We start from the raw sequence: 16,256 nt of genomic DNA, 5'->3' as shown, positions 1-16,256 counted from the left end.
GACTGTATAGAGCAATACTTCTTGTGTTATAAAAAAACAATGCGAGCTTACAGGAGGTTACCGTAAGCTCGCAAAAAATTATTAAAGATAAAGTGTTAAGCCATTTTTGGAACCAAAACACCTATCTCTTCCATACAAGATTTCATCATCTCATAGGTACGTTCTATATCTGCATCAAGACCTATTGAGAACCTTATAAGACCATCTGTAAGTCCCATAGCTGCTTGCTCATCTTCTGGAATTTCTGATGAAGTAGAGGTTCCTGGCGCGCTAAAGAGTGTTTTATAAAACCCTAAACTTACGGCTAGGTAACCAAGGTTTCTTTCTTGCATTAACTCCATAAGCGCATTTGCCTTTTCTAGTGATCCTACATCTACCGTAAGCATACCGCCGTACCCGTACTTTTCATTCATATGTCTATTAAAAACCTCGTGACTAGGGTGAGAAGGGAGTCCTGGATATACCGTTCTTAACCCTAGATTTTCAAAACGCTCTGCGAGATACATAGCATTGTGACTATGTTGCATCATACGTATGTGTAGAGTGCGTAAGTTCTTAAGCACAGAGGCTGCTCTCAGACTATCCATAGTAGGGCCTAGTAGCATACTTGCTCCATCATTTACATTACGTAACTCATCTATAAACTCTTGTGTACCACACACCACGCCACCTACCGTGTCTGAAGAGCCGTTTATAAACTTAGTAAGACTATGTATCACCACATCTGCACCGTGGTTTACAGGAGATATAGACAGTGGTGAGAATGTATTATCAACCACTAGCTTAAGGTGATGTCTTTTTGCAATGGCAGAGAGCCCTTCAATATCTGCAATCTCGAGTAGTGGGTTGCTCACAGACTCACAGTAGAGCACCTTTGTGTCTTTTGTAATAGCAGCTTCTACTGCTTCCAGATTTGTAATGTCTACAAAGCTCGTCGTGATGCTTAGTCTAGGAGCAAAGTTTTTTAAGAAGGCATAGGTTCCTCCATAAATGGTACGGCTTGATACTACGTGATCACCAGCCTGGCATAGCTGTAATAGCGTAGGAGTGATAGCTCCCATCCCGCTTGCAGCAACATTTGCCGTTTCTGTTCCTTCCATTGCAGCTAGTGCTGCACCTAGGTAAAGGTTAGAGGGCGTGCTGTGCCTTGAATATAAATAACATCCATCTGCATTACCTTCAAAGGTGTCAAACATTGTTTTTGCCGATAGAAAAGTGTAGGTTGAGCTGTCTGAAATAGAAGGGTTTACTCCTCCAAATTCTCCAAAATACTGTAAATCTTGAATCTCGTTTGCGGGTTTAAATTTCATAAGGCGCTAAGTGTTTGAATAGATTAGTTTGTGTAAATACTTGTTATTTATAACGTAAATGTATGTATATGTAGATATTTAATCAATAGTGAGTTAGATATATAGATAATTAAACTGTATTATTGTAAATAATTAGAATTTCGCTTTCGCGAAAGCATAAGTTTACCCCAAATACTGATAATTTTTCTATGATGAAACTTGATGAACTAGACAAAAAGATTTTAGGATACCTACAACAGGACGCCAAAATCACAAACAAAGAGCTTTCTGCAAAGCTTAATCTTTCTGTAACTGCTATTTATGAGCGTGTAAAAAAGATGGAGCGCTCTGGAGTGATCGCACAGTATATTACACTTCTTAATAAGGATATCGTAGGGCTAGGTTTTCAGGTGTTTTGCCACGTAAAGCTAGAGAAGCACGCTCAAAATGCCATAGACTCTTTTGAAAAAGAGGTGACCGCGCTAGATGAGGTGTTAGAGTGTTTTCACGTAAGTGGTGACTATGATTATTTACTCAAAGTGCTGGTAAGAGATATGGAGCATTTTCGTAATTTTATGGTGACTAAGCTTACTACCCTTAAGTATATAGGGAGTACACAGAGCTCGTTTACGATAAGCGAGGTAAAAAACACTACAACAATCACGGTATGATGAATGGCAAGTATTATGTACTCACAGAGTTTTTTATATTATTCATAATACTACCATTAAGTCTTTTGTTACCATACGACTTTAAGATTAAGGTAGCCTCGGTTTTAATAGGTTTTACATATTTACTGGTGATGCTTTATAGAAGTAAGACGGTAAAGTTTAAGCTTGAGCGCTCAATAAACTGGCCGTCCTTTTTTAAAGAAACGGCTGTGAAGCTAGCTGTCATAGCCATTGTAACCACAATATATGTTTATGTTGTACAGCCTTCTAGCTTGTTTTGTGTACCACAGAGTAACCCAAAATTATGGGTGATGATATTGCTAGTATACACCTTCTTATCAGTATGGCCACAAGAGGTGATTTATAGAACTTTTTTCTTCAACCGTTATGATAGTTTCTTTAAAGACAAGCGATTGCTCATAGTGGTAAATGCGATTGTGTTTGCGATGGCACACTTGTTTTTACGTAATACCTTAGTGATGGTACTCACCTTTATAGGAGGGTTATTATTTGCCTACACCTATAAGAAAACAAGATCTACCACACTGGTATCTATAGAGCACGCTTTATATGGTAACTGGTTATTTACAGTAGGGATGGGGCAGATGCTTGCCTTCCCAGGGATGGAGGCGTGTTGAAAAAAATACTCCTTAGATAATAAAAAAGCCAATCGTGAGATTGGCTTTTTTATTAATGTATACTTCAGATTCTTTAGAGCTCATCACTCGCTTCCTCTTGTCCCATCATCATTAGATATCCTTTTAAGAAAAGGTCTATATTTCCGTCAAGTACGGCATCTGTGTTACCCGTCTCTACTGCGGTGCGTACGTCTTTTACAAGCTTGTAAGGATGGAGTACGTAATTGCGTATTTGTGATCCCCACTCAATGGCTTTCTTATCTGCTTCTATCGCGTTACGGGCTTCCATTTGCTTGCGTAGCTCTAGCTCGTATAACTGAGAGCGTAGCATTTGTAATGCTTTTGCTCGGTTATCGTGTTGCGAGCGTGAGTCAGAACAAGAGATTTGTATGCCTGTAGGGTGGTGCGTAAGTTGGACCTTAGTCTCCACCTTGTTTACATTTTGTCCTCCCGCACCAGAAGATCTTGCCGTCACAATATCATAGTCGGCTGGGTTGAGTTCTATCTCAATACTATCATCTACAAGTGGGTAGACATATACAGAGGCAAATGAGGTATGACGTTTTGCATTACTATCAAAAGGGGAGATGCGCACCAGTCTGTGTACACCGTTTTCGCCTTTAAGCCAGCCAAAGGCAAACTCACCTTCTATCTCTAGCGATACCGTTTTTATACCCGCTACATCACCTTCTTGAAAGTTAAGCTCTTTTACCTTCCAGCCTTGCTTTTCTGCATACATTAAGTACATACGCATAAGCATAGATGCCCAGTCGCAACTCTCTGTACCACCGGCACCTGCAGTTATTTGTAAGACACAGCTAAGCTCATCACCTTCCTCAGAAAGCATATTTCTAAACTCAATATCTTCTATAAAACTAGCTGCCTTGTCGTAACGGTCTTGCACATTTTCTTCTGGAGCTTCGCCTTCTTTTGCAAACTCATAGAGCACCTCTAGGTCTTCTACAAAGGTTTGTGCCTGCTCATAATCTGTTACCCATTTCTTTTTTGAACGTAAGGTTTTCATAAAGGCCTCAGCCTCTTTTGGGTCGTTCCAGAAGTTTGGGTCAAAGGTTTTTTCTTCTTCGTTTTGTATCTCGATGCGTTTACGATCTACGTCAAAGATATCTCCTTAAGCCGTCTACGCGCTCTTGGAGTGATTTTATGTGGTCTGTTGTAATCATATGCTTCCCTTGCTGGGTATGTAATTTAAAATGCTATAAACTTCTAGGTGTTGAGGTTGTGTGTTGTTACGCTTTCGCGAAAGCGTACTCATTACCCCTCTAGTAAGTCTGGTCTTCTTTCTTTTGTTCTTAAATAGGCTTGTTCTTCTCGCCACTCTTCTACCTTAGGAGTGTTGCCACTGGTGAGAATCTCAGGGACTTTCCATCCTTTATAATCTGCTGGGCGCGTGTAAATAGGTGGAGCGAGTAATCCATCTTGAAAACTATCTGTAAGCGCCGAAGTCTCATTACCTAGCACCCCAGGAATTAAACGTATCACAGCATCACAGAGTATAAGAGCGCCTAGCTCGCCACCGCTTAGTACGTAGTCTCCTATAGAGATTTCCTTGGTAATAAAATGATCTCTCACACGCTGGTCTACACCTTTGTAATGACCACATAGTATGATAATGTTGCCTTTAAGCGATAGCGTGTTTGCCATCCCTTGGTCTAGCGTCTCACCATCTGGAGTCATATAAATCACCTCGTCATAATCACGCTCAGATTTGAGCTTAGAGATACATTTATCTATAGGCTCAATTTGCATAACCATACCCGCGCCACCGCCAAACTGGTAGTCATCTACCTGCTTGTACTTAGTATCTGTATAGTCTCGCAAATTGTGAAACTGTACTTCTACCAGACCTTTTGCTATAGAGCGTTGCATTATAGAGGCCTCAAAAGGACTCTTTAATAACTCTGGTACGACGGTAATAATATCTATTCTCATAAGTATACAATTGTAATGCGAGGGAGGTCTTGCGCTAGCGAGCCCAAAAGTAATGTAAATCGGGGTCTTTTGTAAAGCCTAGACGCTCATAAAGTTTTTGTGCCGGGTTTGTAGTACCCGTTTGTAATGCAATGCCTTTCTGCCCAGTGGCTGTACATAACTCTTTAACACGATTTATAAGTAAGGTACCTATACCTTTTCCTCTATGGTCTGGATGAATATATAAATCATTGAGCAATAACATACGCTCCATACTTACCGAAGAAAATAGGGGGTACACTTGCGTGAAACCTACTAGCTCCTGCAGATTACTTGCAGTATGAGCGATGTAAATGATACTCTCATTATGTGCAAACCGTTCTTTAAGGAAGGAGCGAGCCCCTTCTATATCTGACGGTTGTTTATAAAACTGTCTATACCCGTCAAAGAGCGGAATGATAAACTCAAGATCTGAAAGTGTGGCCTGGCGTATGTGCATAAAAAAAATCTATACCCTAAAGTACAGATTTTATAGTATTAATAAAACGAGTGCTTACCCTTTTGAAGATTTAAGAGCTCTGTTGCGCTCATCTTGTAGCTGGCGACCTAGTTTTTGTTCTTTTTCTAAGGCTTTACGGCGGTAATCTTCAAACTCTGCTTCTGTTTCATCTAGTTTGTGCTGTGCTGTTTTAGTAAGTACGTTACTGCTTCTAAATTTGAATATAAAAAATAATAAGGCAAGTAAAAGGACACCTGCTATACTCCATACCATCGTGTTGTAGTTGCCTTTACTCATTTGAGCGCCAAAAAAGTTCATTGAGTCTTTCTCACCCTCTGTAGTTTCTAGTGTGGCTTGTGTTTGAGCAAGGTCTGTGCTTACCTGTGCTGCAGCTGCTTGCTGCTGTGCCATTTCTGACTTAAGATTTTCTATCTCTGCCTGTAGGCCGTCTATGCGTTTTTTTGTGTTTTGCTGTAGGCGGGTCATTTTTACTTTTTCAATCACCTTAAATTGCTGGTAATTGTTTGAACCATCTATAACCTCTGTAAATTGATCATCAATACTCTTTGAGGCATCTTGTGCTTGTACAGCGGTAAAAGAAAGGAGGAATATAAAAGCAAAAGCCTTTGTAATAGCGTTCATAAATCTGAAAAATTAAATGATATTTTATATAAAAACGACGATGTATCCCATCGCAGTTTACAAAAGTACGTGAAAATACATCTTTTGGACTTTTTAAATAAAATTATATCTCAAGATGTTGCTTCTTTTTATGGAGTAGGAGGGAAATAGTAGGGAGTATGGAGGAAGAATGACTGAGGAATTCTAGAAGAAGTTTAATTTGAAAGCAGCACTAAGCTTTGCGGTAATGGATGTTTTTTTCTCAGTTTTTGGTTGCCACACGTTTTTTAGCGTCTGAGTGGTCCTTGATCATAAATTTCGAACTCAAATATATCTGAGTTTTCAAATCCGTAAACTTTATTTAATATTTCCAATAACACTTTTTGGGTTTTCTCTTGGTCGTTTCCTAAATTCATTACGAAACACGGAATTCCGTCAAATTCGTAATATTCAAAGTCCTCAACTACTTCCAGCGTTCGGAATTTAGCCAACTTTTCCATTTCGTTGTCAAAAGTCAGATTTATAGAGTAATTGAAAGAGTTTTCTGCTGTGGCTGTTTGTTCGATTAATGCTCCGTGGATAACTTGCATTATAACAGTGTTGTCTTTCGCTAAGTTTATCAGGAATGCGTGATTTTTATTTTCAAATCGGTCAGCCGTAATTTTCAGGGTGTTTTTTAATCCGCTATCTAGCTTTTCAATTTGGGATTTTGCTCCAATATTTATCCCTAATGCCGCTAAAATTGTGAATAATATTCTTCTCATTCATTTTGTTTAAATGTATGGCAACAGGCCACTACACAAAGCGAGTGCGGCATTTTGCTGGTATGTTTTACTTTGTGGTTTTGTTCTAAAACGTTTTAATCCAGTTTAATTTCAGGGTTTAAGAATGTATAAACCTGTTCTCCAATCTTAACAGTTATTACGTCATCATTAATTTTATTTAACACATCAAATCGATTTTCTAATTCCAGCTTTTTTACAAATAAAACTCGCTGCTGTGATTTATTAATTTGATTATTTCCAATCAATTTCTCCTGTTTAAAAGCTCCATTTTTACTTGATTCAACAGAAATGGGTATATCTTTTATTGGTAAGGTTGATGTCTCACTCATTGCGATTAGAACTATTAAAGAATTTTTGTAATTTCCATATTCACTCCTAAACCCCGGCATTATATTTAAGTTAGAATTGGCATTGAATTTTACATTATAAAAATCACCTTGAATTTCATTAAAAGTGCTACTTTCATTAAAAAACAAGTAAGGTAAGAGTCTAAAATATGAGTTTTTATAATTTGGATTAATGGCGGCAATTCCATTTGAATTCAATTTTGAGGCTGGAATTTCGGATTGTATTTCAGGTCTTGGCAATTGAGATGTGCTCGAGCAGGAAATTACAATTAGTAATATTAAATATAGTAATCGTTTCATTTTTTTTATATTTTACAACAGCCACTACACAAAGCGAGAACAGCTCCCAATAGCTATCGGGAATTCGGTAGTGCCTGTTTTTATTGTTTTTTAATTGATGTTTTAAATATACGAGTATTTGAGTTAGATTACGCTTTCGCGAAAGCGTAAACCCAAGAAGACGCTACGATGAAAATTATAGATCAATTTCGGCTTAAAAGCCTGTACTGAGCCCTGTCGAAGTAGACTTGTTTTTTAACTCAGTTCTTTGTTAGCACACGTTTTTTATTCAATTTTATATTTCGGATTCCGAATGTCACTTTTATGTACTTTCTGTACGTTTTTTATCATATCTCTTTCGCAAGCTCCAAATTCCGCAAAGTTCTTTTTCGCTTGGTTTAATGAAACTTGATTTGCTCCGCCTTTATAATTTGGGTCATCTTTTTGAATTGGGTCGTCTTCCCAAAAACAAGTTGTACAAATCTGATAAGTTCCGTTTGGTTTTTCATTTAGCGTGTTGTAACCACAACAATCACAGTAAAATCTTCCATTCGCTTGGGCTCTCTGAAATTCTACAATTTCAATCAATTCTTTGTCAGAGTATTTTTCCAAAAAGTCAGCTATTCGGTTTTCAGAGTATTCCTCTGCGAAAAAAAGTCGATAACTTTCGTAATTGGTTTTAGCTAATTCAGGATTTAATTCTTGAAAATATTCATAATCTACATCACATTCCTCTCGTAAATAGTCCTCAATAATATCTTTCAGTTCCCACGTGTCAATGTCAAGAACTGTTTTGTTGTCTATTTTGTGAAGTTTAATATGTGGTTTGTCAATTTTCACGAATATTTGGTCAAATGTGTGCTAACAGACCACTACATAAATCAAGTATAGCTCCCAATAGCTATCGGGATTGATGGAGAGGCTCTGTTGATTGTTTTTTAATTGATTTTCTAAATATACGAGTATTTGAGAAAGATTACGCTTTCGCGAAAGCGTAAAAATGAGAAGCCCCTATAATGAGAATTATAGATCAAAATTAGCTTAAAAAGCTTGTACAGGGCATTGCTTATGTAGACTTGTTTTTAACTCAGTTCTGTGTGAGGTACAGTTTGCTTATTAATTTTTTAAACTATTTAAGAGTTCTTTCCAGTCGTATTTTTCTTTATTGGCATTATTCCATTTTTCAATATCTGAAAGCATTGAGTCTATTTTACTTCTGTTTATCCATTTACCATTTACAAATACACCTGAGATTTTTTGAGTATTGTTAATGTCGTCTAAGGGATTAGCTTCTAACAAAATTAAATCTGCAAACTTTCCTGTTTCTATTGTTCCTATTTTATCATCTATTTCAAGCCATTCTGCTCCTAATCTAGTTGCAGAAGTAAGTGCTTCTTCATTTGTTAATCCAGCTTCAACCAAGAGCTTCAGTTCGTCGTGAAGTGAAAATCCCCAAATAACACCAGAAATTCCTGCATCTGTTCCTGCAACCATAGGCACACCAGCTTCCTTAAAAGCTTTTACAATAAGCATATGAAAGTCATATTGTTTGTTATAGTATGCAATTAATTTTTCAGACGCTCCATAGTAACCATTTGAAGTTAGCCATTTACTTTGCATAAGCGGGTGAACATACTTAAAACCTTGTAAGTTTTTGATGTTCTGTAAAGATGTAGCCTGTTGACTAATGGAAAGCATATTTGTCAAATTAGGAATTAACCAAGTTCCATTTTCTTTGGCCAAACGTGCAAACTCTTGTGCTTTCTTATAGCTATAATCGTCTGTTTGTTTTGAAAACTCTTCGGCGTGTGCAATTAAACCAAAATGGGGAATAAAAATATCTCTGGCTGGTTTCCCTTCAAAAGCGACTGGGATATGACCCACCACTTTCATATTTTGCTTTTTGGCTTCATCTATAACCGCTTTAAAGGTCTCTTCATTTAGCCAAGTGTAAACCTTGATAAATTCATAGCCTTCCTCTTTGGCAAAGCGTACCGCATTTCTTCCATCTGACGGGGTCTTAGCTATTGGATTCGATTTTTTACCTCCAATTACTTTGGCCATTGCCATTCTAGGGCCTATTACATCACCTCTTATAATCTCATTACGCTGCCCAAAATGTTCTGTTCTTGCTGCCAAATCAAAAACAGTTGTAACACCATTAGCTATATAAGGTGTCATATTGTACTGCGTTTTATAGCTTACTAATGGTCCTTTTGTGGGATAAATTACAAAAGGAGCCCCATCTGCCAGTGTATGCACGTGCATATCAATTAACCCAGGAATTAACCATTTGTTTATTCCGTCAATAATTACAGAATTTTCAGGGATTGATTTATTAATAGAGTGTATTTTGTTTTCTTTTACTACTACTGTTGCATTTTTAATGACCTTATTTTCTTTGGTCATAGTAATTACATTCACATTCTTTATGACATAAGTAGTGTTATTTTGTCTATTTGATGCTAGCGCTGAATTGTTTTGTGCGTTTACATTAAAACTGACAACTATAAACAGAATTAGAAGGTTTAAGAATTTCATTTTGATTTTTTGATTGACCATTTCTTTATAAAGACAAAGCTCAATAATTTTGTTACAGTTTGGTCTCAAAATCCTGTCTGACGTAGCGTTATGTTTAAAAAATCAGGTTTTATACATATTTAAGTTTCCCCATTTTTTTACAGTTTCCATTCTCAATTTACTCTATTTACGTAAGCCTAAGAGCCGAAGAATTTTTGAGTTTTATGAAGGATTGTGGCTCACAGCTCACTACATAAAGCGAGTGTGGCATACTTAGGCAAGATCAGTACAAGCCTTGCGATAGTGCCTGTTTGTAAAATTTATGGTTTAATTATACGAGTATTTGCGAAAGGTTGCGCTTTCGCGAAAGCAAAAAAGAAAAACTAAATACGATGAGCATTAATGGTCAAAATAAGCTAAAAGGTCTTAGGCTGAAGTAAGCTTATTATTAATTAAACCCTTTGTTGCGGTTAGGCATATCTACAACTCTTCGACTAGTTTTCTTGCCGTAACCGTATCATATATAATTTTCAGTTTGTCAATCTTATTTTGATTGTCAAATTCAATAATGTCAACTACATCAAATGCTACTTTTTGATTATTTTTTAAAGTCCATTTGTAAGTAAAATAAAGGGCAATACTGTTTGTGTGATCTTCTTCAAAAATTCCTTTTACGTGCAGTTCTGAATTTAAAGTATCACTCTTTAATTTACGATAAAACTCACTTGCTTTTTTTATTCCATATAGAGGTGAATCAACCATTCCATTTTGATTGAATAATGCAACTACTTGTTCAATATTTCCATTTTCAAGATGAGTTATATATTGCTTTGCTATTTCCTTTTTGTCCATTATTTCGTCAATTTTAAATTCCAGAGTATGTTTTTCAGCTTGCGCACAACAGGCCACTACATAAAGCGAGTGCGGCTCCCGATAGCTATCGGGGTTGATGGAGTACTTATATTGTTGTTTTTTACTTGATTATTTAAATATACAAGTATTTGAAGAAGATGACGCTTTCGCGAAAGCGTAACATTATAATACTACTACGATGAAGATTATACATCGCAATAAGGTAAGATGCTTATGCAGAGCCTTCTTTAAGTAGGCTTTTTTAACTTAGTTCTTTGTTTGCGGTAGTTTTTATTTTTTCATTTCTGAATTCTATATGATATTCTCTTTCCTTATTTTCAATAACCGCTTCAAAAGGTTCAGGCTTTATTTTTATAGATGTTGGAAACCAAATATCTTTTAAATTATAGTTTGGTAAAAGAAAAATTCCTTCTTGTGAACCATTTGTTCCAAATCGATCTATATCTCCTTTCCAATATTCTGTTTGTAATTCTGTTTGAAGTTGGTCATTTGTCTTTCTAACATTTGCTGTTGGCATTCCTATTTCGTTTACTCCCAAAACTTTTGAAATATCAAATATGTCAAAATCATTATTATTCAAATCATATCTTACAATAAACTCAGCTATGTTTCCACTTGCATCATAAAAGTAAAACGAGTCAGCATTCCAAGAGTCAAAGTTTTGAGTTTTTCTACCATTTTCAATAGTTACAATTTCAGTTCTTTTTTCCATCCATTCTAAAGCTTCGTTTAATTTATTAGAAGGGATTAAAAAGCAATAATGATATTTATATTCTCTGTCTGTTTTTTCGAATACTAATTCACTCCAACCAACTTTTACAGAAAAATAATTAGCAGTCTGTTTTAAAACTTCAAACCCTAAAGTTTTTGAATAAAACTCTAGTTCGGACTCTAATTTATTAGTGTAAAGTTTTAATTTCTTAAATCTCATTGTCTATTCAATACAGTTTTTTAATTACAGCTTACAGGCCACTACATAAAGCGAGTGCGGCATACTTCGACAAGCTCAGTACAAGCCTTGCTGGTTAGCCTGTATTTATTTGTTTATTAATTGATTGTCTAAATATACAATGAATTTTGGATTTGTGCGCCGCGCATAGAGCTTTCAAATCCCGATGTACTTCGGGACGCGTTATGTAATAGTTCTTGCATCCGACGAGAGAGGGACGAGCTAGAGGAATACATACTTGCAACTACGTGTGAGCTTTCTATACTTAAGATGTATGCCCTAGGCATTTTTGAGTCTTGCCTTCGACGAGGAAGGAACGACCGAGAGGAAGGCACAAAGTGGCGGCTGATTGAGTAGGGTGGGAGCTTTAAAATCCTTGCGGTTTGCCTTATGATCCTTTTGTGCTATGTTTCGGTGATGATGCTTATACTGGAGGTTGTGTGATTTTGAAGCGTAGCCATACGATTGCGGTAATAGCCAAGTATACAACTGCCTTTTGTGTGGTTTATTTTGTCGTGAACTGCGAGCCCTTGGGCAATCAGCCGCCACGTGTTTGTGTATGGTTAGTTGCGAATAAAAGCGCGAGAACTTTCCGATATATAAATGGAGTAAATTAGAAAAGATGGAACAAATGGAAAGTACAAAAGCAGCAATTTTATTTACACGATGTTAGGTGTATTTTTTATTCGGTTAATCTATTTTTTAAATCCATTCTTTCGTGTAATATTCTTATGATTTCAATTCTGTCTTCAGAAATTAAATCGTAAAATATTATATGTTTTCCAGATTCAAGACCGAGTAAATTGTCAATTACTCCAAAATATTCTTTTCCTACATCAGGATTATCACCTATTCCTTTACAAGCAAGCTTGATTGTTGCATAATATTTGTCAGCTTGTTTTTCCGACCATTTTTCGTAAGTATAGTTCCAAATGTCATTTAAGTCATCTATGGCTTCTTGTCTTAAAACAACTTTAGCCATTCTTTCTTTTTTCAGCTTTTAATCTTTGTAGGTTTTCTTCAAAGTCGAAATCTTCCACTATTGGACTATTCAGTCCTTCTTGGATAGCATTTCTTAAAGCAATCATTTTGCTTTCTTCATTTTCCAAAAGTCGAAGTCCAGCACGAATTACCTCGCTCACATTTTTATATCTTCCAACAGAAACTTGTGAACTCACAAATTGGTCAAAATAATTTCCAAGTGATATAGACGTATTTTTCATATTTTAATAATTTACTCAAAATTACCAATTTTTGGTAAAAACTCCAAATTTATCTCGATTTTGAAATTACACCTAACAGACCACTACATAAAGCGAGTGCGGCTCCCGATAGCTTGCGGGATTGCTGGTTTGCTTTACTTTGTGGTCTTGATTTGTTTGGACTAAATATACAATGAATTTTGGATTTGTACGCCGCGCATAGAGCTTTCAAACCTGCCTCCGACGAGAGAGGAACGACTGAGAGGAAGGCACAAGGTGGCGGCTGATTGAGTAGGGTGGGAGCTTTAAAATCCTAGCGGTTTTGCTCTATGATCTATCTGTACAAGATCCTTGATTTTTGCTCATACAATCGCTCTAAAGCCGATTTTGAAGCGTAGCCATACGATTGCGGTAATGACCAAGTATGCAACTGCCTTTTGTGAAGCTTATTTTGTCGTGAACTGCGAGCCCCTTGGGCAATCAGCCGCCACGGTTTTGTATATGGCTCGTGGCGTGCAAATTAGCGTCCCGGTAGCTATCGGGATTTCGGTTGAGCACGAGCCGAATTTTTTAATTTTACTATTTATCTTTCTATTGGAAATCGTCAAATTTAAAAATTTGGCTACTTTCCAAAAATACCCAAACATTAGTGTTAGCAATGACTTGCGCTATTTTTTATATACATTGTTGCCCACAGTTATTCTTGCGCAATCATTTCGATAGTTTTAATTCCGATTTTGTTGTTGGTAATCCGAATTAGGTTTTTTTCTATATCTACATCCACAATTGCAGAATATTTGTCAGAATTACTATAAAATGCATCTACTGCACTTTTTGAGCGAGTTAACATAAATTCTCCGAAATCAATTTCGTATGTTTTATACGAATTCAAATCGATTAATATTACCTGTTTTCTTTCCACTAAATCTGGTCCTGCTGCTCCGCAACTTCCTTTTGAAATCAGAAGAAAACTTTTTTTAAAAACTTCTCTTATATAACAATTTCCGTGAGTGTTTTTCGGAATACTTATTAGTTTTTTGTTTTCAATCCAAAACTCAGACTGTGAATCTTTTATTATTTGTTTGAGTTTTAATTCCTCATAATCAATAACTATTTCATCTGTTCTATTTTCTATGTCAGTTTGAAAATTTGAAAGAAATTGTAATTCAATCGGGATATTTGGGTAAACTGCTTTTTTATATTCCGCTGATTTACAACTCAAATTTAAGTTGAAAATCAAGATTATAAATGGTAGCAGAATTTTTTTCATAATTGTGGGCAACAGGCCACTACATAAAGCGAGTGCGGCATACTTCGACAAGCTCAGTACAAGCCTTGCTGGTTAGCCTGTATTTGTTTGTTTATTAATTGATTGTCTAAATATACACTTATTTGTGGATCTGTCGCCGCGCATAGAGCTTTCAAATCCCGATGTACTTCGGGACGCGTTATGTAATAGTTGTGTCTGGTTGCAACTACGTGTGAGCTTTCTATAACTAAGATATATGCCCTAGGCATTTTTGAGTCCTGCCTCCGACGAGGAAGGAACGACCGAGAGGAAGGCACAAGGTGGCGGCTGATTGAGTAGGGTGGGAGCTTTAAAATCCTAGCGGTTTTGCCTTATAATCCTTTTGTGCTATGACTTGATGATGATGCTTGTACTGGCGGTTATGTGATTTTGAAGCGTAGCCATACGATTGCGGTAATGACCAAGTATGCTACTGCCTTTTGTGTAGCTTATTTTATCGTGGTATGCGAGCCCCTTGGGCAATCAGCCGCCACGGTTAGGCTATGCGTAGTGCGGGATTAAAATGCACTTCACATTCAGTTTGCCGTTATGTTTTTTAATATTCATTTAATTTAAGTTTAGCACCAAAACCCGCATTACGTATAGCCGTTGTTGTGGTGTCGTATTTTATTTTCAAATTGGAAATCCTTCTCTCCTTAACTCACTTTTTTCTTGTTCGTTAAAGTTCTTCCTAATCAATTCCATCCTTGTTCTATTTTCCCTTTTCTGTCTTATCCAATGATATAAATTTCCAATTTTAGATTCGGTTAAAGACCAAATACCCTCTGGATTAATCGACTTGTTATAGCGAAATGATTTCCACTCTTCTGTTCTGTCTTTTTGACGAGTTCTAATTCTCCCTAATGGACGTTCTTCGTCAAATACTAAGTACCAAGCATCAACGATATCTTGTTGAATTTCGTCAGGGAGTTCATCAATTCTATCTCTTAAAGCACTATTAAATCTATTTTGAAAATTAGCTTTATTCGGATTTTCTCTTTCTAAAAGGTCATTAATAAATCTTGTGGCAGTATCTATTGGAGTCCTGCTTTTGGAAGACAAATCGAGTATGTCATTTATTTTTTCCATTATATCCAACTTTTTACCCGATTTGTTGGCTTTTTTTATTCCCTGAATCCAAGTGCCAAGTCGTACGCCTTTATATTCATATCGTTGACTCAAACCAATATTTTCTCCTTCATCAACTGCTTCTTGGAGTAACTTTAATTTAGTGTCCGCTTTCCATTCTTGCCACAACTTGTGGGCATCTCCAAAGTAAAAATGCTCCTGTTTTAGTTGTTTTTCGTGGTCTTCTGGTAGTATTTTATTTTTGTGATATATCTTTTGTTTCAGATACCAATTATAAAGTGAAGGGTTTTTGTAATCTCTTGGAACTGTAACACTATATTTTTCTCCTTTATCACGATTTTCTTTTTTGAACTCTTTGAATAATTCAAAGAAATCAGGCCAAGAGTTCAAGTAGTCTTCAGTTATTGCAGGAATATAATCGGAGTCATTTTTGTATGAAGGTGGTTTTGATTCAATTTTGCCTAAAGAATCCTTGTCGAACTTCAGTTTTTTTCTTTTGTCAAAAGCTTTTTTATTTGACTTTACAAATTCATATTCCGCATTTGTTTTTGATTCAGGCCAAATGAATCCTGATTGTTCTAAGTCAACAAGAACTTCTGTTGTTAATTTTTGAACGTTTTTATCTGTTCCATTGAGAATTGGGTCGAAGTATTCTTCAAATTGCCTTACTAATTTTTTCCCTTGCTGATTATTCTTTGAAAACTCAAAAAATGTAGAGGCTTCTATATTATCAAATAGTCCAAAACTTGTCAAGTTTGAAGAACCCGTAATAAAACGATAATTGTGCTTGCCTTGAAAAAAATAGATTTTTGGGTGAAACATTATTTGGTCACTTGTACAGAAAATCCAAGTGTCAATGTTATTGTCGATTAAAAATTGAAGAGCTTCTCTCGAAGTTCCTTTTGGTACAATTCCAAGATAGAACTTTAATGACTTAAATTTTTTAGAAGCTTCAAGTAGTTCTTTCTTAATTCGGTTTATTCCTGACATTTTCGTAAAAGCAGAAAATCCAACAAAAGAGTAATAGTCATCATTTTTAAACGAATCAATCATATAATGACCAACCGTATTGGTATGGTCTTTATGAAGTCCGTGTCCTAAAAATTCAACTCTCATTTAGTTTTTTTTATATGCACCACAACAGGCCACTACATAAAGCGAGTGCGGCATACTTCGACAAGCTCAGTACAAGCCTTGCTGGTTAGCCTGTATTTATTTGTTTTTTAATTGATTGTCTAAATATACACTTATTTGTGGATCTGTCGCCGCGCATAGAG

Annotated in this window: 17 protein-coding genes; 2 read left to right on the top strand and 15 right to left on the bottom strand. The window is 36.2% G+C overall.

Going from position 1 to position 16,256, the window contains the following annotated elements:
• Positions 1 to 95: 95 nt before the first annotated feature.
• On the bottom strand, positions 96 to 1,310 hold the full coding sequence (locus I597_RS12675) for an aminotransferase class I/II-fold pyridoxal phosphate-dependent enzyme (protein WP_035325087.1): 1,215 nt from the start codon (positions 1,308 to 1,310) through the stop codon (positions 96 to 98).
• Between the two features lie 191 nt (positions 1,311 to 1,501).
• Between I597_RS12675 and I597_RS12670 the strand changes: the two genes are divergently transcribed.
• Positions 1,502 to 1,960, top strand: coding sequence for an Lrp/AsnC family transcriptional regulator (locus I597_RS12670; protein WP_035325086.1), 459 nt, complete (start codon positions 1,502 to 1,504; stop codon positions 1,958 to 1,960).
• Positions 1,957 to 2,598: a CPBP family intramembrane glutamic endopeptidase gene (locus I597_RS12665; protein WP_236626632.1), complete on the top strand. Its 642-nt coding sequence runs from the start codon at positions 1,957 to 1,959 to the stop codon at positions 2,596 to 2,598. The genes I597_RS12670 and I597_RS12665 overlap by 4 nt, the downstream gene beginning before the upstream one ends.
• 73 nt (positions 2,599 to 2,671) lie before the next feature.
• On the opposite strand, the gene prfB is transcribed toward I597_RS12665, so the two are convergent.
• The 14 genes from prfB to I597_RS12590 all read right to left on the bottom strand — a co-directional run bounded on the left by prfB (position 2,672) and on the right by I597_RS12590 (position 16,095).
• A protein-coding gene (gene prfB, locus I597_RS12660; RefSeq protein WP_152594941.1) for a peptide chain release factor 2 occupies positions 2,672 to 3,779 on the bottom strand; the annotation gives its coding sequence in 2 pieces (ribosomal slippage) (positions 2,672 to 3,715 and positions 3,717 to 3,779; 1,107 coding nt in all).
• A 91-nt stretch (positions 3,780 to 3,870) separates the two neighbouring features.
• Positions 3,871 to 4,548 (bottom strand): tRNA (guanosine(37)-N1)-methyltransferase TrmD, encoded by a 678-nt coding sequence (gene trmD / locus I597_RS12655; protein WP_035325083.1) that lies wholly within the window; start codon positions 4,546 to 4,548, stop codon positions 3,871 to 3,873.
• A gap of 34 nt (positions 4,549 to 4,582) precedes the next feature.
• Positions 4,583 to 5,026, bottom strand: coding sequence for a GNAT family N-acetyltransferase (locus I597_RS12650; protein ID WP_035325081.1), 444 nt, complete (start codon positions 5,024 to 5,026; stop codon positions 4,583 to 4,585).
• A gap of 54 nt (positions 5,027 to 5,080) precedes the next feature.
• Positions 5,081 to 5,668 carry a hypothetical protein gene (locus tag I597_RS12645; protein WP_035325080.1) on the bottom strand — a complete coding sequence of 196 codons (588 nt, stop codon included), beginning with the start codon at positions 5,666 to 5,668 and terminating at the stop codon, positions 5,081 to 5,083.
• A gap of 266 nt (positions 5,669 to 5,934) precedes the next feature.
• Positions 5,935 to 6,411: a hypothetical protein gene (locus I597_RS12640; RefSeq protein ID WP_035325079.1), complete on the bottom strand. Its 477-nt coding sequence runs from the start codon at positions 6,409 to 6,411 to the stop codon at positions 5,935 to 5,937.
• 95 nt (positions 6,412 to 6,506) lie between these two features.
• A complete protein-coding gene (locus I597_RS12635) occupies positions 6,507 to 7,079 on the bottom strand; it encodes a hypothetical protein (protein WP_035325078.1) in 573 nt (190 codons plus the stop codon).
• 264 nt (positions 7,080 to 7,343) lie between these two features.
• Positions 7,344 to 7,898 (bottom strand): CPCC family cysteine-rich protein, encoded by a 555-nt coding sequence (locus tag I597_RS15050; protein WP_236626631.1) that lies wholly within the window; start codon positions 7,896 to 7,898, stop codon positions 7,344 to 7,346.
• A gap of 276 nt (positions 7,899 to 8,174) precedes the next feature.
• Positions 8,175 to 9,599 carry an amidohydrolase family protein gene (locus I597_RS12625; protein ID WP_035325077.1) on the bottom strand — a complete coding sequence of 475 codons (1,425 nt, stop codon included), beginning with the start codon at positions 9,597 to 9,599 and terminating at the stop codon, positions 8,175 to 8,177.
• A gap of 459 nt (positions 9,600 to 10,058) precedes the next feature.
• Positions 10,059 to 10,430: a nuclear transport factor 2 family protein gene (locus I597_RS12620; RefSeq protein ID WP_035325075.1), complete on the bottom strand. Its 372-nt coding sequence runs from the start codon at positions 10,428 to 10,430 to the stop codon at positions 10,059 to 10,061.
• A 262-nt stretch (positions 10,431 to 10,692) separates the two neighbouring features.
• Positions 10,693 to 11,382: a VOC family protein gene (locus I597_RS12615; protein WP_035325074.1), complete on the bottom strand. Its 690-nt coding sequence runs from the start codon at positions 11,380 to 11,382 to the stop codon at positions 10,693 to 10,695.
• Positions 11,383 to 12,082: 700 nt separating this feature from the next.
• Entirely contained in the window at positions 12,083 to 12,382 is a 300-nt protein-coding gene (locus I597_RS12610) for a type II toxin-antitoxin system RelE/ParE family toxin (protein WP_035329219.1), read from the bottom strand.
• Positions 12,375 to 12,623, bottom strand: coding sequence for a type II toxin-antitoxin system ParD family antitoxin (locus I597_RS12605; RefSeq protein ID WP_035329217.1), 249 nt, complete (start codon positions 12,621 to 12,623; stop codon positions 12,375 to 12,377). Before I597_RS12605 ends, I597_RS12610 begins: the two co-directional genes overlap by 8 nt.
• A 676-nt stretch (positions 12,624 to 13,299) precedes the next feature.
• Positions 13,300 to 13,872: a hypothetical protein gene (locus tag I597_RS12595; RefSeq protein WP_152594999.1), complete on the bottom strand. Its 573-nt coding sequence runs from the start codon at positions 13,870 to 13,872 to the stop codon at positions 13,300 to 13,302.
• Between the two features lie 651 nt (positions 13,873 to 14,523).
• Positions 14,524 to 16,095, bottom strand: coding sequence for a phospholipase D-like domain-containing protein (locus tag I597_RS12590; RefSeq protein ID WP_035329211.1), 1,572 nt, complete (start codon positions 16,093 to 16,095; stop codon positions 14,524 to 14,526).
• Positions 16,096 to 16,256 lie beyond the last annotated feature (161 nt).

This window comes from Dokdonia donghaensis DSW-1, assembly GCF_001653755.1.
Classification (GTDB): domain Bacteria; phylum Bacteroidota; class Bacteroidia; order Flavobacteriales; family Flavobacteriaceae; genus Dokdonia; species Dokdonia donghaensis.
The sequence above is the reverse complement of the archived record's forward strand: the minus strand, read 5'-3'. Positions and strand labels throughout refer to the sequence as shown.

What these genes read in the sequence shown, in the direction of transcription:
- I597_RS12675 (WP_035325087.1), bottom strand. Translation starts at nt 1,310, where the DNA reads ATGAAATTTAAACCCGCAAACGAGATTCAAGATTTACAGTATTTTGGA.
- I597_RS12670 (WP_035325086.1), top strand. Translation starts at nt 1,502, where the DNA reads ATGAAACTTGATGAACTAGACAAAAAGATTTTAGGATACCTACAACAG.
- I597_RS12665 (WP_236626632.1), top strand. Translation starts at nt 1,957, where the DNA reads ATGATGAATGGCAAGTATTATGTACTCACAGAGTTTTTTATATTATTC.
- trmD (WP_035325083.1), bottom strand. Translation starts at nt 4,548, where the DNA reads ATGAGAATAGATATTATTACCGTCGTACCAGAGTTATTAAAGAGTCCT.
- I597_RS12650 (WP_035325081.1), bottom strand. Translation starts at nt 5,026, where the DNA reads ATGCACATACGCCAGGCCACACTTTCAGATCTTGAGTTTATCATTCCG.
- I597_RS12645 (WP_035325080.1), bottom strand. Translation starts at nt 5,668, where the DNA reads ATGAACGCTATTACAAAGGCTTTTGCTTTTATATTCCTCCTTTCTTTT.
- I597_RS12640 (WP_035325079.1), bottom strand. Translation starts at nt 6,411, where the DNA reads ATGAGAAGAATATTATTCACAATTTTAGCGGCATTAGGGATAAATATT.
- I597_RS12635 (WP_035325078.1), bottom strand. Translation starts at nt 7,079, where the DNA reads ATGAAACGATTACTATATTTAATATTACTAATTGTAATTTCCTGCTCG.
- I597_RS12625 (WP_035325077.1), bottom strand. Translation starts at nt 9,599, where the DNA reads ATGAAATTCTTAAACCTTCTAATTCTGTTTATAGTTGTCAGTTTTAAT.
- I597_RS12620 (WP_035325075.1), bottom strand. Translation starts at nt 10,430, where the DNA reads ATGGACAAAAAGGAAATAGCAAAGCAATATATAACTCATCTTGAAAAT.
- I597_RS12615 (WP_035325074.1), bottom strand. Translation starts at nt 11,382, where the DNA reads ATGAGATTTAAGAAATTAAAACTTTACACTAATAAATTAGAGTCCGAA.
- I597_RS12610 (WP_035329219.1), bottom strand. Translation starts at nt 12,382, where the DNA reads ATGGCTAAAGTTGTTTTAAGACAAGAAGCCATAGATGACTTAAATGAC.
- I597_RS12605 (WP_035329217.1), bottom strand. Translation starts at nt 12,623, where the DNA reads ATGAAAAATACGTCTATATCACTTGGAAATTATTTTGACCAATTTGTG.
- I597_RS12595 (WP_152594999.1), bottom strand. Translation starts at nt 13,872, where the DNA reads ATGAAAAAAATTCTGCTACCATTTATAATCTTGATTTTCAACTTAAAT.
- I597_RS12590 (WP_035329211.1), bottom strand. Translation starts at nt 16,095, where the DNA reads ATGAGAGTTGAATTTTTAGGACACGGACTTCATAAAGACCATACCAAT.